Origin of the sequence: Hoeflea sp. 108, assembly GCF_000372965.1 — a bacterium.
GTDB lineage: Bacteria > Pseudomonadota > Alphaproteobacteria > Rhizobiales > Rhizobiaceae > Aminobacter.
This window is the reverse complement of sequence record NZ_KB890024.1, coordinates 2,295,741-2,316,528: the sequence shown is the minus strand read 5'-3', so window position 1 is coordinate 2,316,528 and position 20,788 is coordinate 2,295,741. Positions and strand designations below refer to the sequence as shown.

General features: G+C 62.2%; 17 protein-coding genes. 8 read left to right on the top strand and 9 right to left on the bottom strand.

Annotated features, from left to right (window positions below):
* Nucleotides 1-115: 115 nt before the first annotated feature.
* The 4 genes from prfB to B015_RS0111305 form a co-directional block, all read right to left on the bottom strand.
* Nucleotides 116-1,247, bottom strand: a protein-coding gene (prfB, locus tag B015_RS0111320) for a peptide chain release factor 2 (protein WP_157632713.1) whose coding sequence is annotated in 2 segments (ribosomal slippage) — nt 116-1,180 and nt 1,182-1,247 — 1,131 coding nt in all. Because the reading frame shifts where the segments join, the coding sequence is not laid out codon by codon here.
* Between the two features lie 143 nt (nt 1,248-1,390).
* The gene (locus B015_RS0111315) at nt 1,391-1,861 is read right to left on the bottom strand and encodes a VOC family protein (protein WP_026227161.1); all 471 of its coding nucleotides are present in this window, start codon (nt 1,859-1,861) and stop codon (nt 1,391-1,393) included.
* Nucleotides 1,862-2,106: 245 nt separating this feature from the next.
* Entirely contained in the window at nt 2,107-4,560 is a 2,454-nt protein-coding gene (locus B015_RS0111310) for a penicillin-binding protein 1A (RefSeq protein ID WP_018427808.1), read from the bottom strand.
* 213 nt (nt 4,561-4,773) lie between these two features.
* Nucleotides 4,774-5,949, bottom strand: coding sequence for an N-acetylmuramoyl-L-alanine amidase (locus B015_RS0111305; protein ID WP_157632872.1), 1,176 nt, complete (start codon nt 5,947-5,949; stop codon nt 4,774-4,776).
* A gap of 752 nt (nt 5,950-6,701) precedes the next feature.
* Between B015_RS0111305 and B015_RS0111295 the strand changes: the two genes are divergently transcribed.
* Together B015_RS0111295 and B015_RS0111290 are read left to right on the top strand one after the other, a co-directional pair.
* Nucleotides 6,702-9,542, top strand: a complete 2,841-nt coding sequence (locus B015_RS0111295; RefSeq protein ID WP_026227160.1) for a ribonuclease E/G — start codon at nt 6,702-6,704, stop codon at nt 9,540-9,542.
* Nucleotides 9,543-9,707: 165 nt separating this feature from the next.
* Nucleotides 9,708-10,148: a MucR family transcriptional regulator gene (locus tag B015_RS0111290; RefSeq protein WP_018427805.1), complete on the top strand. Its 441-nt coding sequence runs from the start codon at nt 9,708-9,710 to the stop codon at nt 10,146-10,148.
* 45 nt (nt 10,149-10,193) lie between these two features.
* Here B015_RS0111290 and B015_RS0111285 read toward each other — a convergent pair whose 3' ends face one another.
* A complete protein-coding gene (locus tag B015_RS0111285; RefSeq protein ID WP_018427804.1) occupies nt 10,194-10,484 on the bottom strand; it encodes a Dabb family protein in 291 nt (96 codons plus the stop codon).
* Between the two features lie 94 nt (nt 10,485-10,578).
* Nucleotides 10,579-10,707 carry a hypothetical protein gene (locus B015_RS34075; RefSeq protein ID WP_018427803.1) on the bottom strand — a complete coding sequence of 43 codons (129 nt, stop codon included), beginning with the start codon at nt 10,705-10,707 and terminating at the stop codon, nt 10,579-10,581.
* A gap of 359 nt (nt 10,708-11,066) precedes the next feature.
* On the opposite strand from B015_RS34075, the gene B015_RS0111275 reads away from it, so the two are divergent.
* The 3 genes from B015_RS0111275 to B015_RS0111265 all read left to right on the top strand — a co-directional run bounded on the left by B015_RS0111275 (nt 11,067) and on the right by B015_RS0111265 (nt 13,868).
* Complete coding sequence (locus B015_RS0111275) at nt 11,067-12,320, top strand: cyclopropane-fatty-acyl-phospholipid synthase family protein (protein ID WP_018427802.1); 1,254 nt, start codon at nt 11,067-11,069, stop codon at nt 12,318-12,320.
* Between the two features lie 42 nt (nt 12,321-12,362).
* A complete protein-coding gene (locus tag B015_RS0111270) occupies nt 12,363-12,734 on the top strand; it encodes a hypothetical protein (protein WP_026227159.1) in 372 nt (123 codons plus the stop codon).
* A 153-nt stretch (nt 12,735-12,887) separates the two neighbouring features.
* On the top strand, nt 12,888-13,868 hold the full coding sequence (locus B015_RS0111265; RefSeq protein WP_018427800.1) for a glycerophosphodiester phosphodiesterase family protein: 981 nt from the start codon (nt 12,888-12,890) through the stop codon (nt 13,866-13,868).
* Between the two features lie 59 nt (nt 13,869-13,927).
* Here the strand turns inward: B015_RS0111265 and B015_RS0111260 are convergent, their stop codons facing one another.
* The gene (locus B015_RS0111260; protein WP_018427799.1) at nt 13,928-15,904 is read right to left on the bottom strand and encodes a bifunctional 2',3'-cyclic-nucleotide 2'-phosphodiesterase/3'-nucleotidase; all 1,977 of its coding nucleotides are present in this window, start codon (nt 15,902-15,904) and stop codon (nt 13,928-13,930) included.
* 331 nt (nt 15,905-16,235) lie between these two features.
* On the opposite strand from B015_RS0111260, the gene B015_RS0111255 reads away from it, so the two are divergent.
* Nucleotides 16,236-16,898 carry a 5-formyltetrahydrofolate cyclo-ligase gene (locus B015_RS0111255; protein WP_018427798.1) on the top strand — a complete coding sequence of 221 codons (663 nt, stop codon included), beginning with the start codon at nt 16,236-16,238 and terminating at the stop codon, nt 16,896-16,898.
* Nucleotides 16,899-16,907: 9 nt separating this feature from the next.
* Here B015_RS0111255 and B015_RS0111250 read toward each other — a convergent pair whose 3' ends face one another.
* Entirely contained in the window at nt 16,908-17,381 is a 474-nt protein-coding gene (locus B015_RS0111250; protein ID WP_018427797.1) for an Lrp/AsnC family transcriptional regulator, read from the bottom strand.
* A gap of 155 nt (nt 17,382-17,536) precedes the next feature.
* Here B015_RS0111250 and ald point away from each other — a divergent pair, with 155 nt between their 5' ends.
* Both ald and B015_RS0111240 read left to right on the top strand, forming a co-directional pair.
* Nucleotides 17,537-18,652 (top strand): alanine dehydrogenase, encoded by a 1,116-nt coding sequence (gene ald / locus B015_RS0111245; RefSeq protein ID WP_026227158.1) that lies wholly within the window; start codon nt 17,537-17,539, stop codon nt 18,650-18,652.
* A 218-nt stretch (nt 18,653-18,870) separates the two neighbouring features.
* Nucleotides 18,871-20,178: an outer membrane beta-barrel protein gene (locus B015_RS0111240; RefSeq protein ID WP_018427795.1), complete on the top strand. Its 1,308-nt coding sequence runs from the start codon at nt 18,871-18,873 to the stop codon at nt 20,176-20,178.
* Between the two features lie 67 nt (nt 20,179-20,245).
* Here B015_RS0111240 and B015_RS0111235 read toward each other — a convergent pair whose 3' ends face one another.
* Entirely contained in the window at nt 20,246-20,743 is a 498-nt protein-coding gene (locus B015_RS0111235; protein ID WP_018427794.1) for a DUF1203 domain-containing protein, read from the bottom strand.
* Between the last annotated feature and the right edge of the window lie 45 nt (nt 20,744-20,788).

Sequence of the window (20,788 nt, the reverse complement as noted above, 5' to 3'; positions counted from 1 at the left end):
TGTTCCGGCGCTGCCTTACGCCTGCCAGAAAATGCTTCGGCCCGGGCGCTTGCAGGCGCCCGGGCCGAACAATGTTTCCAAGCTCGCGAGCCATACGCCCGCGTTTGCGGCCGTGTCAGTCGATATCGGCCACAGCCTGCCCTACGCCGCCTTCGATGCGGTTGGCGAGCGAGGCTTCCATGAACTCGTCGAGGTCGCCGTCCAGCACGTCGGACGGGCTGGTGCTCTCGACGCCGGTGCGCAGATCCTTGACCAGTTGGTAGGGCTGCAGCACGTAGGAGCGAATCTGATGCCCCCAGCCGATGTCGGTCTTGGACGCGGCCTCGGCGTTGGCCGCAGCTTCGCGCTTCTCGAGCTCGACCTCATAGAGGCGCGAGCGCAGCATTTCCCACGCCTTGGCGCGGTTCTGGTGCTGCGAGCGGCCCGCCTGGCAGGCAACGGCGATGCCGGTCGGGATATGCGTGATCCGCACCGCCGAGTCGGTGGTGTTGACGTGCTGGCCGCCGGCGCCCGACGAACGATAGGTGTCGATGCGGACTTCCGATTCCGGAATGTCGATCTGGATCGTGTCGTCTACAACGGGATAGACCCAGGCGCTGGAGAAGGACGTGTGCCGGCGGGCGTTGGAATCGTAGGGCGAAATGCGCACCAGACGATGCACGCCGGATTCGGTCTTCAGCCAGCCATAGGCGTTGTGGCCCTTGATCAGCAGCGTCGCCGACTTGATGCCGGCTTCTTCGCCATCGTGCATTTCCAGCACCTCGACCTTGAATCCGCGGCGTTCGGCCCAGCGGGTGTACATGCGCAGCAGCATGTTCGCCCAATCCTGGCTCTCGGTACCGCCGGCACCGGCATGGACTTCGAGATAGGTGTCGTTGGAGTCTGCCTCGCCAGACAGCATGGTCTCGATCTGGCGCTCGCGCACCTCGGCGGCCATGGCCTTGATGCCGGCCTCGGCATCGCTGATGATGCTCTGGTCGCCCTCGGCCTCGCCCATTTCGATGAGTTCGAGATTGTCGGACAGCGTCTGCTCAAGGCGCTTCACGCCGTTGACGCCGTCGTCCAGCGACTGGCGCTCGCGCATCAGCTTCTGCGCTTCCTGCGGGTCGTTCCAGAGGGTTGGATCCTCTGACCGCATGTTCAGGTAATCAAGCCGCTTTACCGCCTGATCCCAGTCAAAGATGCCTCCTCAGCAGGCTTATGGCCTGCTTGATTTCGTCGACAACGTTCTGCGTTTCCGCGCGCATGATATCTTGCTTCTTCTTGCTGGTTTCGGCCCCAAAAGGCCTATTGAATCGGCGCGGACCATAGGGAGGAGCCTGTCGCCTGTAAAGTAAAATGGGCAGGCGCCGCCGCACCTGCCCATCAGACTGGCTGTTGTCGCAGAGGTCTAGCCGGCGGAGGCGGCCTCGAGCTTGGCCACCTCAATCCTGGTCATCTGTAACATCGCCTGCATGACGCGGCCGGCCTTTGCCCCGTCGGGGTCGCTCAGCAGGCGCGGCAGCGCCTCGGGCACGATCTGCCACGACAGGCCGAACTTGTCCTTCAGCCAACCGCACTGCCCCGGCTGACCGCCCTCCGACAGCGCATACCAGTAGTGATCGACCTCGGCCTGGTTGTTGCAGTCGACCACCATCGATATCGCTTCGGTGAACTTGAACATGGGACCGCCGTTGAGCGCGGTGAACCGAAGTCCTTCCAGCTCGAATTGCGCCACCATCACGCTGCCTGCCGGCCCCGGCCCGGCCTCGCCGTAGCGCGTAACCGAGCCAATCCTCGAGTTCCTGAAGATCGACGTATAGAAATTCACGGCCTCCTCAGCCTGGGTGTCGAACCACAGGAACGGGCTGATCTTCTGCATCTGCATCACATGCTCCCTTGGCATTGAATTCGAGCGGGACCGGCGTTTGCCGCTCCCTGTTCAAATGACGCCGGGCGGTCACGGTTCCCAAGGAACCTCAACAGGCAAGTAGCTCGGCACCAATTTATAACCAAGAAGCTATATAACTTCAAAGGAATGCGCAAGGCATCATATATGGCCGGACAAACAAAAATGCGCGCGGCCTTGCCGCGCGCATTGTTTTGTTCTCGTCAGGCTGGCGGCGCTTAGTACAGACCGCCGCCGCCTTCGCTGATGGCCTTGCTGGCCTGTGGCGAGAGTGCCTCGCCGTAGCCGTTGCTGCCGTCCTCGCCCATGCCGATGACCCAGTAGCTGTCGGCCGGGCCAGTGCCGGGCTTGAAGGCTTCCATGATGGTTCCAGGCGCGCCCTGGGCTGCCTGCATGCCTGTCTTGCGGTCGATCGAGATCAGGCTCATGCCCTCGGGAACCACGAAATCGACCTTAGGCGTACCGTCGAGCGCGACCTTCATGAAGTCCTTGAACACGGGGGCAGCGAGACCGCCGCCGGTCGTGCCCTTGCCCAGCGACTGCGGCTTGTCGAAGCCCAGATAGAGGCCGACAACCAGGTTGGGCGTATAGCCGACGAACCAGGCGTCCTTCTCGTCGTTGGTGGTGCCGGTCTTGCCGGCCATCGGGCGATTGAGTTCGAGCAGCGTGGTCGCCGTGCCGCGCAGGATGACGCCTTCCATCATCGAGGTGATCTGGTAGGCGGTCATCGGGTCGAGCACCTGCTCGGAATTGTCGACCAGCTCAGGCTCGGCCTGGTTGGCCCATTCGGTGGCGTTGCAGCCCTCGCAGCCACGCTCGTCATGCTTGAACACGGTCTTGCCGTAGCGATCCTGGATGCGGTCGATCAGCGACGGCTTGATCTGGCGTCCGCCATTGGCCATCACCGAATAGGCCGAAACCATGCGCATAACCGTGGTTTCGCCCGAACCGAGCGACATCGCCAGCACCGGCAGCATCTTGTCGTAGACGCCGAAACGCTCGGCATATTCGGCGACCGTTTTCATGCCCATGTCGTTGGCCAGACGAACCGTCATCAGGTTGCGCGAGCGCTCGATGCCGGCGCGCAGGGTCGAAGGACCGGCGGCCTTGCCGTCATAGTTCTTCGGCGTCCAGCTGGTGGAGCCGGTCTGGATGGTGATCGGGCCGTCCATGATGACCGACGCCGGCGTGTAGCCGTTGTCGAGTGCTGCTGCGTAGACGAACGGCTTGAAGGCCGAGCCCGGCTGACGCATCGCCTGGGTGGCGCGGTTGAACTCCGACTGCGAGAAGGAGAAGCCGCCGACCATAGCCAGCACGCGGCCGGTGTGCGGGTCCATGGCGACGAGGCCGCCGGAGACTTCAGGTGGCTGCTGCAGTGAGTAGCCGTCACCCTTGTCATTCTTGAGCACGAAGACGACGTCGCCTGGCTTCAGCACTTCGGCCGGGGAATTGGCCTTGACGCGCTTGCCGTCGACAACGTGGCGCATGGCAAAGGCCATGTCGTCCTTGGAGACGGTGGACTCTTCGCGATCCTTCGACAGAGCGCCGGAGACCTCGCGCTTGGGCTGCAGGCCGATGGTCAGGCCGCTCTTGTCGCTGGCGAGCACGACGGCGAGGCGCCATTCGGGAACGTCGTCGAGGCTCTTGACCTCGCCCAGCGGCACGCCCCAATCGCCTGAAACGTCGATGTTCTTGACCGGACCGCGATAGCCACGCAGGCGGTCGTATTTGAGCAGGCCTGCCTGCATCGACTTGCGGGCCATGGCCTGCAGCTTGGGATCGAGCGTCGTGCGTACCGAAAGGCCGCCCTCGTAGAGCGCGTTCTGGCCATAGCGGGCAATCAGCTCGCGCCGCACTTCCTCGGTGAAATATTCGCTTGCAAACACGTAGCTGCCGGTACGGCGCGGAGTGACGCCGAGCGGCGAGGCCTTGGCCTTGTCGCCTTCCTCACGCGACACGTAACCATTCTGCACCATCTGATCGATGACCCAGTTGCGGCGTTCGATCGCGCGCTCGGGGAAACGGAATGGGTGGTAGTTCGACGGGCCTTTGGGCAGCGAGGCGAGATAGGCGGCTTCGGCGACTGTCAGCTCGTTGACCGACTTGTCGTAATAGGTTAGTGCCGCGCCGGCGATGCCATAGGCGCCGAGACCGAAGAAGATTTCGTTGAGGTAAAGCTCAAGGATGCGATCCTTGGAGTAGGCCTGCTCGATGCGGAAGGCCAGGATCATCTCCTTGATCTTGCGCTCGTAGGTCTGGTCGGCTGTGAGAAGGAAGTTCTTCGCCACCTGCTGGGTGATGGTCGAGGCGCCGACCTGACGGCGGCCGGAACCGAAATTCTGGAAATTCGTCAGCACGGCGCGGCCGAGGCCGGTGACGTCGATGCCGGGATGATTGTAGAAATTCTTGTCCTCAGCCGACAGGAAGGCTGCCTTGACCCGGTCGGGGATCGCCTGGCTCGGCAGATAGAGGCGGCGCTCACGTGCGAACTCACCCATCAGCGCGCCGTCGGAGGCGTGGATGCGCGTCGTCACCGGAGGCTCGTACTTGGCCAGCACTTCGTAGTCGGGCAGCTCCTTGTTGAGCTTGCCGACATAAAGCGCCACGCCTGCCGCGACCATCAGCGCAAGCGTCGTGCCGATGCCGAAGAAATAGCCGATAAGACGAATCATGCCCGCTCCAGTACAAGGTTCGGGGATTCCCTAAACAAACCCGCCATCATCGCAAGCTGTCGGAACCGTCCCGATCCGCAATCGGCCACCCATGTCGCGTGGTTGTGGGCAAAATACGGCAATCGCCGCCAAGCGCCAAAGAATTTGGCCGCAAAAGCTACAAAGGCGACCGACGTGGCCTCGACGCAACGCCGCAAAACGGCGGAGCGCCTGCTAGCCGCCCGCCCCGCCGCGCTCGGCCACGAATGCAGCCACGGCCTTGGAAATGCTTGTTGCCGCCTTGTCGCGCCATTCGGCACTTTGCAGCAACTCTTCATCCTTGGCATTGGACAGGTAACCAAGTTCGACGAGCACCGAAGGCACATCGGGGGCCTTGAGCACCCGGAAGCCAGCCGAGCGATGCGGATTGTTGATCATGCCGACAGTGGGCGACAGCTCGCCGACAAGCGAGCGTGCGAAACGCGTCGAAAAGCCATGGGTCTCGCGGCGGATCAGGTCGACGAGAATGTCCGATACCTCGTGGTTCTCCTCGACGACATCGACGCCGGCCAACTGGTCGGAGAGGTTTTCGCGATCGGCGAGCGCCTGGGCTTCGGCGTCGGATGCCTTGTCGGAGACGGTGTAGACGGTTGCGCCACGAATGCCCTTCAGCCTGATCGTGTCGGCATGGATCGAGATGAACAGATCGGCCTCGTTCTGGCGGGCGATGCGGACACGGTCGTCGAGACGCAGGAAGTCGTCGCCCTCGCGGGTCAACACGACCTTGTAGCTGCCGCCAGCGTCGAGCTTGGCCTTCAGTTCCTTGGCGAAGGCGAGCGTCACTGCCTTCTCGACGGTGCCGTTCAAACCCTCGGCGCCGCCGTCGATGCCGCCATGGCCGGGGTCGACGACGATCGTGAAGGGATGGTTGCCACGCTGGGCGACCTTGCCGATGCGGTCGGTCTTGGGCGTGGATACCGTCGAACTGGTCGTTTCAGCCTGGATAGCCAGCGCGGCATCGAACTCACGGTCGGAAGCAGCAGCAATGTCGGCAACCAGGCGGTAGCCTTTGCCGTCGTCATTCTCGATGACGTCGATTTTCTCGACTGCGAACGGCCCCTTGGAGGTCACAACCAGCCTGGAAGCGCCCTCACCCGAAGCACCGTAGCGCACGCTCTTGATCAGGCCGCGCGGCTTCAGGTCCTTGGCATCGAAGGCGAGCGCCGTATCGGGCAGATCGATGACCAGGCGATGGGGACCGCGCAGCAACAGCCATTTCGGCTCCGGCTCGCGGTCGAAATTCATGACGATGCGCATGCGGGTCGCGTCGCCTGCCATCTTGTAGTCGAGCGCCTTGGCGACATCGGCGGCACAGGCGGGGCTGCATTCGAACACGGCAAAGGCGAACATCAGCGCCAGCAGCCCGAAGATCGAACGGCAGGTCCAGCTCCTCGGCCGGGTGCCTCCAAACAGGAAGCTCTTGCCAGTCAAAGCCGCCGACCCCATCTCAGTAACGCCGCTCCAAAATGCAGGCGCTCAGGCGGCGCCCGTCAAAGTCTGCAACGGCGCGCATAGGCGACCGCTTCGATTAACGACTGGTAACCAGAGAAGGTTAACCGAGTCTTGTCTGGAGTGCATCTTCGATACCGCGGAAACGGTCTTTGCCGGCATCGGAAATCAGGGTTGCGCTCATCCTCGCCAAATCATAAAAGCGACGTTGGATCACTGCAATCCAGGGCCGCGCCCTCAGCGCCTTCCGCTAGGGAACAACGCTACGAGCGATGGCCCTCATTGCAACAGAGATAAGTTCTCGGTGATCGAGTCGATTTTCGCAGGCGCCGGCTCGTGGCGGGGCCGTACCTGCGTCAGGAAAACGGCCGGACCTTCAGTTCCGCGCCGGCTCTGTAAGAGCAAAGTAGCTGGTCCGGATGTCCGGGCTTAGATTTGAAACAAGGTTCCGCAAGGTCACGCATTGGCCACATACGCAATCATGGACAGGTCCGCAGGTAACCGCGCCATCACGGCAGCGGGCGGCACCGCCATAGCGTTTCGGCAGCGACCGGCGGGCGCAAAATCATCCGGCACCCTTTCCTCAGCGCACTCACGGCGGCGGACGAGTTCCCGCACGCCGCGGCTGACGGTCGCCGGGAGGACACCAAATAATGCCCAACAAGATGCTAATAGACGCCTCCCACCCGGAGGAAACACGGGTTGTCGTAGTTCGCGGTAACCGTATCGAAGAATTCGATTTCGAATCGCAGGACAAGAAGCAGCTAAAAGGAAATATCTACCTCGCTCGCGTGACGCGGGTCGAACCTTCGCTTCAGGCCGCGTTCGTCGAATATGGCGGGAACCGTCACGGCTTCCTCGCTTTCAGTGAAATCCATCCCGACTACTACCAGATCCCGGTTGCCGACCGGCAGGCGCTGCTGCGCGCCGAGGCTGAAGAGGCCGAGGACGAAGACGACGACGAAAACGAAGGCGACGACAGCAAGGGCCAGGACCGCAACCGCGGCCGCCGCAGGCGTCGTGGCGGAAAGAATCGACGTAACGGCGACGAGCAGAAGGCCGAAGGCGGCGAGGACAATGCCGTCGCCTCCAGCGAAGATGGCGAATCGCACGCGTCGGACGACGAAGCTCATGACGACGCCGCCGACGCGGGCCAGGCCGTTGCCAACGACGACGGCAGCGAGCCCGACTCGATTGCAGCTTCGGTCGATGCCGAAGTGATCTCCGAGCCTGCGCCCGAGGCCGCCACCGAAAACGAGGATCGCGGCACGGTCGAGGAAGTCCATTCGGGACACCACGACGACCACGAAATCGAGTCGGTCGGCGCCGAAGATGCGATCGAGGAAGCGCGCGACCGCCGCAAGCCTGTGCGTCGTCACTACAAGATCCAGGAAGTCATCAAGCGTCGCCAGATCCTTCTGGTGCAGGTGGTCAAGGAAGAGCGCGGCAACAAGGGCGCTGCGCTGACGACCTATCTGTCGCTTGCCGGCCGCTATTCCGTGCTCATGCCGAACACCGCCCGCGGCGGTGGCATCTCGCGCAAGATCACCAATGCCCAGGATCGCAAGCGCCTCAAGGAAGTCGTTGCCGACCTTGAGGTGCCAAAGGGCATGGGCGTCATCCTGCGCACCGCAGGCGAGAGCCGCACCAAGGCCGAGATCAAGCGCGACTACGAATACCTGATGCGCCTGTGGGAAAATGTGCGGTCGCTGACCCTGCAGTCCACGGCCCCTGCCCTCGTCTATGAAGAAGGCAGCCTGATCAAACGTTCGGTGCGCGATCTCTACAACAAGGAGATCGACGAGATTCTCGTCGCCGGCGAGGACGGCTATCGCGAGGCCAAGGACTTCATGCGCATGCTCATGCCGAGCCATGCCAAGTCCGTGCAGCCCTATCGCGACAGCACGCCGATCTTCGCCCGCAACGGCATCGAGGCCCAGCTCGACAAGATGCTGCAGCCGCAGGTGACGCTGAAGTCCGGCGGCTACATCATCATCAATCAGACCGAGGCGCTGGTTTCGATCGACGTCAACTCCGGGCGCTCCACCAAGGAGCACTCGATCGAGGAGACGGCGCTCCACACCAATCTGGAAGCTGCCGAGGAAGTCGCGCGCCAGCTCAGGCTGCGCGACCTTGCCGGCCTGATCGTCATCGACTTCATCGACATGGAGGAGAACCGCAACAACCGTGCGGTCGAGAAGAAGCTCAAGGATTGCCTGAAGAACGACCGCGCCCGGATCCAGGTCGGCCGTATCTCGCATTTCGGTCTGATGGAGATGTCGCGCCAGCGCATCCGCGCCAGCGTGCTCGAATCGACGATGAAGCCGTGCCCGCATTGCGGCGGCACCGGCCATGTCCGGTCGGATTCGTCCATCGGCCTGCAGGTCGTCCGCGCCATCGAAGAGTTCCTGCTCAAGGACTCGCGCAGCCACATCACCGTCAAGACGCCGATGGCGACCGCGCTCTACGTGCTCAACCACAAGCGCGCGACGCTGGTCGAGCTTGAAACCCGTTTCGGCGTGACGATCACGCTCGAGGCGGACGAAAGCGTCGGCTCGCAGAACTACGCAATCTTCCGCGGCGCGATCGCCGAAAAGCCCGCCAACTTCGCTCTCCCCGTGATCGCACCGGCCTATGAGGAGCCGGAAGAGATCGAGGACGAGATCGTCGTCGAGGAGGAAGAGGAAGAAGAGGTCGTCGAGGCAGAGGCACAGCCGGCCCGTCAGCAGCAGCAGCCTTCCGCGCCTGCCGGAGAAGGCCACGACCGCAAGCGCCGCAAGCGCCGCCGCCGTCGCGGTGGCCGCGACCGCGATCAGGCAGCGCCGGCCGAGGCCGGCGCTGACAACGTTGTTGCAGTTGCAGCCGAAGGCGAAGCCGAGATCGTTGCGGACGCAGTTGCGGCCGACGAGCCTGCAGAGGCATCCGAGGCGGCTGCCGCCGAAGACAGCGGATCGAAGAAGCGTCGTCGCGGCAAGCGCGGCGGCAAGCGCAACCGCAAGGAAGACGGCGACGAGTTGAACGCTGTCGATGGCGACGAGGCCGAGACTTCGGAAGCGAGCGCCGAAGCAGTTGTCGTCGAAGCCGTGACGGTGGACGCCGTCGCGGAGGAAGCGGCAGCCGAACCGGTCGCAGAGGCGAAAGCCAAGAAGCCGCGCCGCACCGCCAAGGCGAAGAAGGCTGCCGAAGAAACCGTGGAGGCGCCGGCAACGGACGCTGCAAGCGACGCTGAACCGGAAGCCGACGCCAAGCCTGCGAAAAAGGCGGCCAAGCCGCGTGCACCGCGCCGCAAGGCAGCCGCGGCTCCCGCCGAAGCGCCTGTGGTGACGGACGAAGCACCGGCTGTGGCTGAAGAAGCGCCGGTTGCACCCAAGAAGGAGCCGGCAGTTGCGAAGGCTCCGGCCGAACCGGTCGTCACCTCGGCGGTCGAAGCCGACGCTGACGGCGAAGCCAAGCCCAAGAAGGGCGGCTGGTGGCAGCGTAAAAGCTTCTTCTGAACTAGCTAATATACTGAGATAAAAGACCCCGGCAGACAATTGTCTGACCGGGGTCACTAGTTTTTGAGATTATCTATCTTGCCGTCTGCTTGCTTTGCGCCGATATACGGCGCGGCGCATGAAAAGACTCATATATTACGGCACAATGCTAAAGAGGGACGGCCGATGACGAACGATAGCAAGATCGACATTTTAGGACTGACTGCCCACATCGTCAGCGCCTACGTGGAAAACAACAAAGTACCGGCCACCGGTCTTCCCGACCTCATCGCCAGCGTCAACAACTCGATCCTCGCGCTCGACAAGCCGGCTGCGGAACCGGTCGAGGCACAGCAGCCGGCCGTGAACCCGAAGCGCTCGGTTTTCCCTGATTACATCATCTGTCTCGAGGACGGTAAGAAGTTCAAGTCGCTGAAGCGGCATCTGTCCGTCGACTTCGGCCTCTCGCCCGAAGAGTATCGCGCCAAGTGGGGCCTGCCGGCAGATTATCCGATGGTTGCGCCAAACTATGCGGCTGCCCGTTCACAGCTGGCCCGTACCCTCGGCCTCGGCCGCAAAGCCGGCGAAACCCAGGCAAAGCCGCGCGGTCGCGCCAAGAAGGCCTGAACTTTCCAGTGAATTCTGCCGCTCCGGCGTTGCCGGAGCGTGCTCTTATCCCGCAGCAACCACATCGGCCGAAAAGCGCAGCTCGCGCATCGGCCTGACGCGCAAAGTCGTCTGGTTGTAGAGCGGATGGGCCTTGTAGGCCGCCAATGCTTCCTGGTCTGGAAATTCCGCGTAGACGACGATATCGATCTCGTCGCCGAATGGATCGACCTTGGTGTTGATCGTCACTTCGAAGACGGTCGAGTGCGGAATGCCCCCAAGTGCCGAGAGTTCCTCGCGGATCGTCTCGATTTCCTCTTTCCGCCGCGCACTGAAGAACACGATGTGCCGGATCAAGCCGCGATTCCTTCTGCTGTCTTGCAGCCGCCTTTTGGTTCGGCTTTTCGCCGCCGTCAATCGGGCAAAAGGAAGCGCAGGCGACAGAAAGGCGTCAGCCGGTCACCATCCGCACGACGCGGTGGACCTCGCGCACAGTCGTGCCAACCGCCCGGCTCTGGTTGTAGAGCACGTCCCAGATCAGGAACAGGGTGATGCTCATGATCACCACGACATAACGCATGGCGGGGCCTCCAGGCAGATCAGGGAATGAATGCCGGCTGGCGGTCGGCACCATCCGGCAACATTAGACCTCACTAACATTTACGAAAGATGACCGCCCTGGCCGAAATGTCAGCAGCGTCCCGCTGGCATATCGGAGCATGCCAGATGTCCCTTGAAGTTCGCGATTTTGCCGGTGAAGATCAGCACAGGATTTCATCGCGGTGGACGGCAGTCTTGGCGAAAGGAGGCCAAGTCTAAGCCCTTCCCGGTTGGCGGCGTGACCGGCGGCACGTCTCATCCGGCACAGGCACTCGATGGAGAGGCTTGCAACAGTGGCCCGACAGCGCTGAGCCGGGCAATTGGATTTGGGACGTCGAGATGGCCCAGAACAAATCGGATGGACCTGGCAGCGGCGTGACGCGGCTGCATGAAGGCAATATCGCCGACTTCGCCCGCGGCCTGCCGGCGCGCGTACGCATGGCTCTTTCGGCGGCGCTGCATCTGCCGCGCGGCACGCTGAAGGTAAAGATGCCCGACGGGCGCAGCGTGCTCGTCGGCGGCAAGGCGCCCGGCCCGCAGGCCGAAATCGTGCTGCACAACTGGAACCTGCCCGGCCGCGCCTTCAGCGGCGGGACCATCGGCCTGGCCGAATCCTACATGGACGGAGACTGGGAAAGCCCCGATGTCACCAGCTTCCTCGAACTGTTCGTGGTCAATTCCGAGGCAGGCGAGAAGATCGCGGGCGGCGCAAACTGGCTGCTGACGACGATCCAGCGCGTCCGCCACTGGCTCAACGACAACACACGCAAGGGATCGAAGCGCAACATTTCGGCCCACTATGACCTCGGCAACAATTTCTATCGCCAGTGGCTCGACCCGAGCATGACCTATTCGTCCGCGCTTTATGCTACCGGCGCCAACGACCTCGCCGGCGCCCAGGCGGAAAAATACCGGGCACTGGCGCGCGACACCGGCATCGGCGCAAACGACCACGTGCTTGAGATCGGCTGCGGCTGGGGCGGCTTTGCCGAGTTCGTCGCCCGCGAGATCGGCTGCAAGGTCACCGGGCTGACGATCAGCCGCGAGCAATTCGATTTTGCCCAGAAGCGCATCCAGGAGGCAGGCCTCGCCGACAAGGTGACGCTCAAGCTGCAGGATTATCGCGACGAGGCGGGCAGATATGACCGCATCGCCTCGATCGAGATGTTCGAAGCAGTGGGCGAGAAACACTGGCCAACCTTCTTCGCCAAGATGAAGGACAGCCTGCGTCCGGGAGGCACAGCGGGGCTGCAGATCATCACCATAAACGAGGCCGCCTATCCGATTTACCGCAAGCGCCCCGACTTCATCCAGCGCTACGTGTTTCCGGGCGGCATGCTGCCCACGCCGGCACTGCTCAAGTCGCTGGGTGCCGACCATGGGCTCGACTTCCTGCGCGAGCGGGTCTTTGCGCAGGACTATGCGCGCACCCTGGCGGAATGGCGGGCCCGTTTCTGGTCGTCCTGGGAGCGCATCGTGCCGCTCGGCTTCGACGAACGCTTCAAGAAGCTCTGGGAGTTTTATCTCCACTATTGCGAGGCAGGCTTCCGCGCCGAATACATCGACGTGCGGCAGGTGGTATATAAGGCTTAGGCGATCCACACACGCCGCCGGTCTTGGCTACAGGAGGCTGCGATGCGCGTCCTTTGGGCTTGTTGCATAACGCTGGCACTGACGACGGGCGCCTACGCCAAAATGGGCCTGTCGTTCGAGTGGGGACCGACACAAAAGTGCTTCGATCCCAAGTCGCCGCCAATGTCGCTCTCAGGCGTGCCAAAGGACACGGAAAGCCTCGACATCCGCATGGTCGACCTCGACGCCACAGGCTACCCACATGGCGGCGGCAAGGTGGCATACCAGGGGCGGAAATCCCTTGCCTATGGCGCATTCACCTACAAGGGCCCCTGCCCGCCCAGGCCGCATCGCTACCAGTTCACGGCGAAGGCGATCGACGCCTCGGGCAAAGTGCTGGCCACAGCCACCGCACGCCGCAAATTTCCGGAATAGTCTTTCCGCCGGCTGTGCTTGCTCTCAACCGTCACCTGGCTTCGCCCGCCGAATTGTTCTTGGAATAGACTTCATCCTGCTCATTTTAGCCGTGAAAAAGCCTGCTCGCCGTTCTGTATGTCTCTCGGGCCGGGCATCGGAGCGAATCGAGACATGCGCAAACGCAGTATTTTCCTGCTCCTGGCCGTGGCGGCCACCGGGGCCATCTACCTCAACAACACGTCGCTGCTCTCAAGTCGAGCCGCCGGAAAGCCGGTGATTCTCGCCCATCGCGGCTTGTCGCAGGAGTTCGACAGTGTCGGCCTGGAACGCGACACATGCACCGCCGAGCGCATCCGCCCGCCGCGGCACGATTATCTCGAAAACACACTCCGCTCGATGAAAGCGGCCTTCGAACGCGGCGCCGATGTGCTTGAGTTCGACATCCACCCGACGACCGACGGCAAGTTCGCGGTGTTCCACGACTGGACCGTTGACTGCCGCACCGAGGGTACGGGCGAGACGCGATCGCATTCGATGGCCGAGCTCAAGAAACTCGACGTCGGCTACGGCTACACGGCAGACGGCGGCAAGACCTATCCGTTCCGGGGCCTGGGCGTCGGTCTGATTCCGTCGCTAGACGAGGTTCTGGCCGAGTTTCCGGACAAGCGTTTCCACATCAACGTCAAGAGCAATGACGCCCAGGAAGGCGAACGGCTCGCGGCATTCATCGCGACCCTGCCGCCCAGCCGCCAGGACGACCTGGCGGTGCTTGGCGGCGACCGGCCGGTGCAGGCGTTCAAGCAGGCCTTGCCCGGTATCAGGACGCTGTCCAAGCAGTCCCTGAAGCGCTGCCTGATCCGGTACCAGGCGCTTGGCTGGAGCGGCTACGTGCCCGACGAGTGCCGCAACCGGGCAATGCTGTTGCCAACGAACTTTGCGCCCTGGCTGTGGGGATGGCCCAACCGGTTCCTGGACCGGATGGCAGCGAGCGGTACCGAGGTCTTCCTCATCGCGCCCTATCATGGCAGCGGCTTCTCGGAAGGCATGAACGACCCCGAGATGATCGACGCCCTGCCCGAGGGCTATTCCGGCGGCATCTCGACCGACGCCCTCGACATGATCGCTCCAGCCCTCCAGCGGCAGGCGCTCTGATCGCACAAATGCAAAAGCGGCCGGGTCACTCCGGCCGCTCCCCTAGCCAGTTCCAACGATCAGAGAGTGATGCGGTATTTGGCGAAACCTTCGGCACCCTCGCCAGCCGGCTCGATCTTGACGGCCTTGACCTCCGATATGTGGTCCTTGGCCTTGGGACCGGTCTCGAAGATCACCGAGGCACCTGCAACCGGTGCGAACGACCAGTTGGCGTCGGCCGACGGATTGATCGTGCCCTGGTCGACGATGTAGCGCACGATCACGTCGCGGTTGGTATCAGGCGCCTCGAAAACCAGCTTGGACGCGTTGATCTCTGGGAAATTTCCGCCACCGCCGGCGCGATAGTTGTTGGTGGCGACGACGAACCTGGCGGCCGGATCGATCGGCTTGCCGTCGAACATCAGATCGACGATGCGGTTCGAACCGGCGTTGAGCACGGCACCCTTGGGATCGTATTTCGGCGGCTGGGCCAGGTCGATCTTGTAGGTCACGCCGTCGATGACGTCGAAATTGTAGGACGGGAAGTCGGCGTTGATCAGCACTTGGTCGGCCTTATCAGGCTCGACCTTGTTGAAGATGCCGGCCGACATCTCCAGCCACTCCTTCACCTGCGCGCCCGTAATCGCCACGGCCTGCACGGTGTTGGGGTAGAGATAGAGGTCGGCCACGTTCTTGATGGCGACGTCGCCCGCCGGCACGTCGGTGTAATAGTCCGGACCACCGCGGCCGCCCGACTTGAACGGAGCGGCTGCCGAGAGCACCGGCAGATCCTTGTGCTCGGTCGCCTTCAGCATATCCTTGATGTACCAGATCTGCGCCTGGCTCACGATCTGTACCGACGGATCGTCGGCAACGAGCGCGAAATAGGAATAGAGCGGAGCAGACGTCTTGCCGACAGGTGTGCGCACATAGGCGAGCGTCGCCTCATGTTCTTCCTTGGCTGCGGCCTCGACCGCGGCCTTGCTCTCGACATTGGGCACGACCTTCTTGTCGACACGCTTGAAGATCGGCCGCGCTTCGCTTGAGGATTTCACCACCTTCCAGGTTTTGCCGTCGCGTTCGAGCAGCAGGTCGATCAGGCCGAGATGCGAGCCCCAGAAGCCGCCCATGACACCGGGCTTGCCGTTGATGGTGCCCTTGGCGTTGTCGAGGCCCTCGATCTTGTCGAATTTCGGACCGGGGAAATCGAGATGGCTGTGGCCGGTGACAATGGCGTCGATGCCGTCGACGCCGGCAAGCAGGATGGAGGCGTTTTCGAGATTTTCGCCCTGTTCGAGCGTGCCCATGCCCGAATGCGAAAGCGCAATGACGATGTCGGCGCCCTCTTCCCTGATCTGCGGCACCCAGGCCTGGGCGGCCTTGACGATGTCGCGGGTCATCGCCTTGCCGTCGAGATGGCGCGAATCCCAGGTCATGACCTGCGGCGGGACGAAGCCGATCAGGCCGATGCGGATCGGATGCTCGGCGCCGGAGCCGTCCTTCACCTTCCTGTCGAGGATCACATAGGGCTTGAGGAACAATTCGTCCTTGGTGGCGTCGCCTGCCAGCTGGCCCTTGGTCAGGTTGGCGCAGACGAACGGGAAATTGGCGCCGTTCAGCACCTTGAACATGTAGTCGAGGCCGTAGTTGAACTCGTGGTTGCCAAGCGTCGAGCAATCGTAGCCCAGCGTGTTCATTGCCTTGATGATCGGGTGGACGTCGCCGTCCTTCATGCCGCGCTGATAGGCCATGTAGTCGCCCATCGGGTTGCCCTGGAGGAAGTCGCCATTGTCGACAAGCACGGAATTGGCGGCCTCGGCGCGGATGGCGTCAATGATCGAGGCGGTGCGGGCTAGGCCCATCGTGTCGTTCGGCTTGTCGGCGTAGTAGTCGTAAGGAAAGACGTGGACGTGTAGGTCGGTCGTTTCCATGATGCGAAGATGGGCCTGGTTGGCCTGGGCGCGCGCCGCGAACGGGTGCAGCATCACGAGTGCGCCCGCGGCAGCTGAGCCCGCGAGAAAGGAACGACGAGAAATCGGATGAAGCGTGGTGGACATTTCATTCTCCAGGGAAATGAAGTGACAGTATTTAGCCGGCGTCCGAAAGATCAAATCTTGCGCCAAAATCCCCTGAAGTCCAGCCGACTCGCATGACAGGTTCGCGACAAGTTGTGAGGAATGCATTGGTCCAGGAAATTTGCGACCTCTTGGGCCATGGCATGTCGCCGATTGACCACAAGCATGGTGCGTGCAGGACTAGGCTTCCGCAGTGTTTGAAATCCCGATGCATCGCCCGGAACGCGTTTTCGGAAAGCGCGATGCGCAGATACAGCCAGCTAGAGCGTCCTCGTGCGTTCATCCGGACACAGGCGCTTCAGGAGGTCCTGACATGGGCGATCTCGACGACGACGGTCCGGCGCAATACGCCTCACCTCCCTGTTTCATGCATGAGCTTGATCCGGAGTTCCGTGCCCCGTCGCCGCCCGATTGGGCCGAGGTGCGGCGCTGGCGCAAGGCTGAGCGCGCACGGCTGATCGAACACAGGCTGGAGGTCTCAGCCGACGCACGGACGGCCATGGCCGGACTGATCGCGCAAGGTCTCGACAAGATTGTCGGCGACGTTGCCGGCAGGCTGGTCAGCCTCTACTGGCCCTTCCGAGGCGAGCCAGACCTCAGGCCTTGGCTCGCCTCGGTCAATGCTCGTGGCGGCAAGACCGCGCTGCCAATCGCCATCCAGCTGGGCCGGCCACTGACCTTCAAAGCCTACGCGCCGGGCGACAAGCTGGAGCGCGGCGTCTGGAACATTCCGGTGCCGGCTACCGGACCGGAGGTCATTCCAGACATCGTCATCGCCCCTTTGGTCGGCTTCGACGGATCGGGCTACCGGCTTGGCTATGGCGGCGGCTTCTTCGACCGCACTTTGGCGGCGCTGCCGCGCAAGGCTTTGGTCATCGGCATAGGTTATGAGTTGGCGCGCCTGCCAACAATCTATCCGCAGCCCCACGACATCCCCATGGACAGGATCGTCACCGAGGCCGGCGTCATCCGGTGAGGGCTCACCTCAGGCGAGTTCGGGACGCATACCCATTGCCGTGCGATCGACGACCTCGCGCAGCGCAAAGGACGAGTTGATCTTGGTGACATGCGGCATGGCCGACAGCCATTCCTTGTGGATGCGCTCGTAATCAGGCAGGTCGCGCGCGGCGATACGCAGGATGTAGTCGTATTCGCCCGACATCAGGTGACAGGACAGGATGTTGGGGCAGCGTTTCACCGCGATCTCGAATTCGGTCAGCGTCTTTTCGAACTGCCCCGACAGCGAAATGTGCACGATGACGGTCATCTGGTGACCGAGGGCCGCGTTGGACAGCCGGGCGTGGTAGCCGGCGATGACGCCCGACTTCTCGAGATTGTCGAGGCGGCGCGAACAGGCGGACTGCGACAAGCCGACCTTCTCTGCCAATGCCGCGTTCGGCATGCGGCCATCCTTCTGCAACGCATCGAGGATGGCGATATCGATCCTGTCCAACGGCATTCTTCGAATTTCCTTCGACTATCTGCCAACCATGCGCAAGAAATATCGATCCGGCCTCCGAAACACAATTCATTTCGCAAACATATTCGGGCCGATTCGTGATTCACTTTCTCCCCTAAGGGAACATGGCCGGAAAGGCTGCGGAGGAGCAGGAAATGCGCGTAGGTTGCCCAAAGGAAATCAAGAACCATGAGTATCGCGTCGGCCTGACGCCGGGTGCGGTGCGCGAATATGTGGCGCATGGCCACGAAGTGCTGGTCGAGACCGGCGCAGGTGCGGGCATCGGTGCCGACGACAATGCCTATCGTGCCGCCGGTGCGCAGATCGCCAGGACGGCTGAAGAGGTGTTCACCCGCTCGGATATGATCGTGAAGGTCAAGGAGCCGCAGCCGAACGAATGGGTGCAGCTGCGCGAAGGCCAGATCCTCTACACCTACCTGCATCTGGCTCCGGATCCGGACCAGACGAAGGGCCTGCTGGCCTCTGGCGTCACGGCGGTTGCCTATGAGACGGTGACCGACGATCGCGGCGGCCTGCCACTGCTGGCGCCGATGTCGGAAGTCGCCGGCCGCCTGTCGATCCAGGCTGGCGCAACCGCACTGCAGAAGGCCAATGGCGGGCGCGGCGTGCTGCTCGGGGGCGTACCGGGCGTGCTGCCGGGCAAGGTCGCCGTCATCGGCGGCGGCGTGGTCGGCCTGCATGCAGCGCGCATGGCGGCTGGCCTCGGTGCCGACGTCTCCATCATCGACCGCTCGATCCCGCGCCTGCGCCAGCTCGACGACCTGTTCGCCGGTCGCGTGCACACGCGTTATTCGACCGTCGAAGCGCTCGAGGAAGAATGCTTCTCGGCCGACATCGTCGTCGGTGCCGTCCTGATCCCCGGTGCTGCAGCACCCAAGCTGGTCAGCCGCGAGATGCTGTCGGGCATGAAGAAGGGTGCGGTACTCGTCGATGTCGCAATCGACCAGGGCGGCTGCTTCGAGACCTCGCATGCGACCACTCATGCCGATCCGACCTATGAGGTCGACGGCATCATCCACTATTGCGTCGCCAACATGCCGGGCGCAGTGCCGGTGACCTCGGCGCATGCGCTCAACAATGCCACGCTGCACTACGGCCTGGCGCTGGCCGATCGCGGGCTGAAGGCGCTTGCCGACGAGCCGCATCTGCGCAACGGCCTCAACGTCCACCGTGGTCGCATCACCAACCGTGCAGTCGCCGAGGCGCTCGGTTACGAGATGATCGAAGCCAAGGCTGCACTGGCTGCCTGAGTCGGCTTCAACAGCCGAAACGCCCGTCGCAGCAATGCGGCGGGCGCTTTCATTTCGGCATTTAAGGTATTGATCTGTTTTATTCTCTCTAACATTCGCCGGATACACCCAAAAATGTTTCCGACTAAATGTGCATTGACCCGATCTGTGACATTTTAGCTGCATCGCACGCAACGTAAGCGTGCCAAAACTGCCTGCACTGGTAGTGGGGTAGTAACATGAAATTTTCGAAGACCATCGCAACGCTTCTTCTCGGCGCATCCTCAATTGCAGCACTGGCATCGTCGGCATACGCGGCAGATGCAGTTGCAACCGAGGCACCGGCCGCCGGCTTCAACTGGAGCGGCGTATATGTCGGCTTTGGCGGCGGCGTGGGTGCGGTCGTAAGAGGCACCGAGGTAGTTGCCCCGGGTGGTAGCCCCACCCAAGGCCTTATGGATCTTGGTGGAGATGGCGTATTTGCAGAGGTGAGCGCAGGCTACGACTACTTGGTTTCGGAACGAGTGCTGGTTGGCGGCTTCATCGACGCTCACGCGGGCAACATCGCGTTCTCTGTCGAGAACATGCTGGGCGCCGGGGAACTATCGCTTAAGAACAAGTACGGCTTCGACGTTGCCGCCAGGGCGGGCTATCTGCTTACCCCTACGACCTTGGGATATGTGCTCGGCGGCTATACTTGGCAGCACATCGAGCTAGATGCACCTGGAGCCGTGCCTTTCGATACTGACAAAAATCGTAGCGGATATGTGCTCGGGGTCGGCATGGAAACCGCAATTAGCGGCAACTGGACCCTCAAATCCGAGTATCGCTACGCCAACTATGGCAACAACATCGCTATTGAGGACCTTGGGGGTGGAGCGCTCAAATTTGAGCCCACAACACATACTTTCCACATCGGTGCCAACTATCGCTTTGGCGCACAAAACGGCGGCGGTACATCTTTCGCCGCTCCAGCCTATAGCTGGACGGGCTTTTACGTCGGTGGGGCACTTGGTGCTGGGGCCATTGTAGATGAGCTAAAGGACCCTAGCGGAACTACCAGTATCCATGGCATCGGCGGCGAAGGTCTGTTTGGCGAGTTGAATGTAGGCTACGATCACGAATTCAATGGCATATGGGTGGCCGGCCTGCAGCTTGGCGGCCGATATTCGGGCATGACCACCCAGTTGTTCGACGCCTCTGCGTTCGGTGGTCCGAAGTATGAGGGCAAGGCCGATTATGGCTTTGACTTGCTCGCTCGAGTTGGCGCCAAGCTGAACGAGACTACTCTTGCCTATGCGCTTGGTGGTTATAGCTGGCAGCACGTCGAGGAAAAAATGTCCGTTCCCGGCCTCAGCGAGACGAGGGATTGGAGCGTGAACGGATTTTCAGTGGGCGGCGGACTTGAGACAGCCGTTTCAAACAACGTATCCGTCAATCTTGAGTATCGCTACTCACAGTACAACGGTCATGACAACGAAGATGGATCGGAGACTATCCCTGCCTTCCACACTGTCCGTGTCGGCGCGAAGTACAAGTTCAACTAAGCCACGGGCTTAGCCAGATGAGACAAGGCCCGTGGCAGCGATGCCGCGGGCTTTTCCATTGGCGAAATCAGGCGACAAATTCCCGAGCGTCCGCTTCAGCCAGCTCGATCCGGCACTGGTAGCAATTGTTCCTGGCTGAGCGCATGTGGACATAGGCGACGTCGGGGCGCCGGAGCAGCATGGCTGCCGTCTCAACGATCTCGGGCGTCTCCGTTACCATTCCAGTCCCGTAGACGATGCGATTGTCGGTGCTGTAGCCGCGCAGGATGTAGTCGCGCGTTTTGCTGAAAAGTTCAGGCAACTCGGCACCCTCGTCGGCACGCAAGCATTCTTCCGCATGAAGGAAGATGGGTCCCGTCTCGGCATAGGGCTGGAGTTCGGGAAACGGCCTGTAAGCCAGGATCAGATAGGACTCGCCTGCCCCTACATTCTTGAGGCAGTGGCGGCAGGGTACGCCGACACCGTCTGAAATCTTGCGTTCCGGCCGCATGCCATAGGCATCCGGCGCGCCCTTTTGAAGCGCCCTCACCTCCTGGGACGGCAGTGCCTGGAAACGAACGGTCATGACGACGATCTCCTTGTGACCTTCTTGCTGGATTGCCGCAAGCTA

What these genes read in the sequence shown, in the direction of transcription:
- B015_RS0111250 (WP_018427797.1), bottom strand. Translation starts at nt 17,381, where the DNA reads ATGCCGTTGGACAGGATCGATATCGCCATCCTCGATGCGTTGCAGAAG.
- B015_RS0111255 (WP_018427798.1), top strand. Translation starts at nt 16,236, where the DNA reads ATGGGCGATCTCGACGACGACGGTCCGGCGCAATACGCCTCACCTCCC.
- B015_RS0111310 (WP_018427808.1), bottom strand. Translation starts at nt 4,560, where the DNA reads ATGATTCGTCTTATCGGCTATTTCTTCGGCATCGGCACGACGCTTGCG.
- B015_RS0111295 (WP_026227160.1), top strand. Translation starts at nt 6,702, where the DNA reads ATGCCCAACAAGATGCTAATAGACGCCTCCCACCCGGAGGAAACACGG.
- B015_RS0111275 (WP_018427802.1), top strand. Translation starts at nt 11,067, where the DNA reads ATGGCCCAGAACAAATCGGATGGACCTGGCAGCGGCGTGACGCGGCTG.
- B015_RS0111315 (WP_026227161.1), bottom strand. Translation starts at nt 1,861, where the DNA reads ATGCAGAAGATCAGCCCGTTCCTGTGGTTCGACACCCAGGCTGAGGAG.
- B015_RS0111235 (WP_018427794.1), bottom strand. Translation starts at nt 20,743, where the DNA reads ATGACCGTTCGTTTCCAGGCACTGCCGTCCCAGGAGGTGAGGGCGCTT.
- ald (WP_026227158.1), top strand. Translation starts at nt 17,537, where the DNA reads ATGCGCGTAGGTTGCCCAAAGGAAATCAAGAACCATGAGTATCGCGTC.
- B015_RS0111305 (WP_157632872.1), bottom strand. Translation starts at nt 5,949, where the DNA reads ATGTTCGCCTTTGCCGTGTTCGAATGCAGCCCCGCCTGTGCCGCCGAT.
- B015_RS0111260 (WP_018427799.1), bottom strand. Translation starts at nt 15,904, where the DNA reads ATGTCCACCACGCTTCATCCGATTTCTCGTCGTTCCTTTCTCGCGGGC.
- B015_RS0111290 (WP_018427805.1), top strand. Translation starts at nt 9,708, where the DNA reads ATGACGAACGATAGCAAGATCGACATTTTAGGACTGACTGCCCACATC.
- B015_RS0111265 (WP_018427800.1), top strand. Translation starts at nt 12,888, where the DNA reads ATGCGCAAACGCAGTATTTTCCTGCTCCTGGCCGTGGCGGCCACCGGG.
- B015_RS34075 (WP_018427803.1), bottom strand. Translation starts at nt 10,707, where the DNA reads ATGCGTTATGTCGTGGTGATCATGAGCATCACCCTGTTCCTGATCTGG.
- B015_RS0111270 (WP_026227159.1), top strand. Translation starts at nt 12,363, where the DNA reads ATGCGCGTCCTTTGGGCTTGTTGCATAACGCTGGCACTGACGACGGGC.
- B015_RS0111240 (WP_018427795.1), top strand. Translation starts at nt 18,871, where the DNA reads ATGAAATTTTCGAAGACCATCGCAACGCTTCTTCTCGGCGCATCCTCA.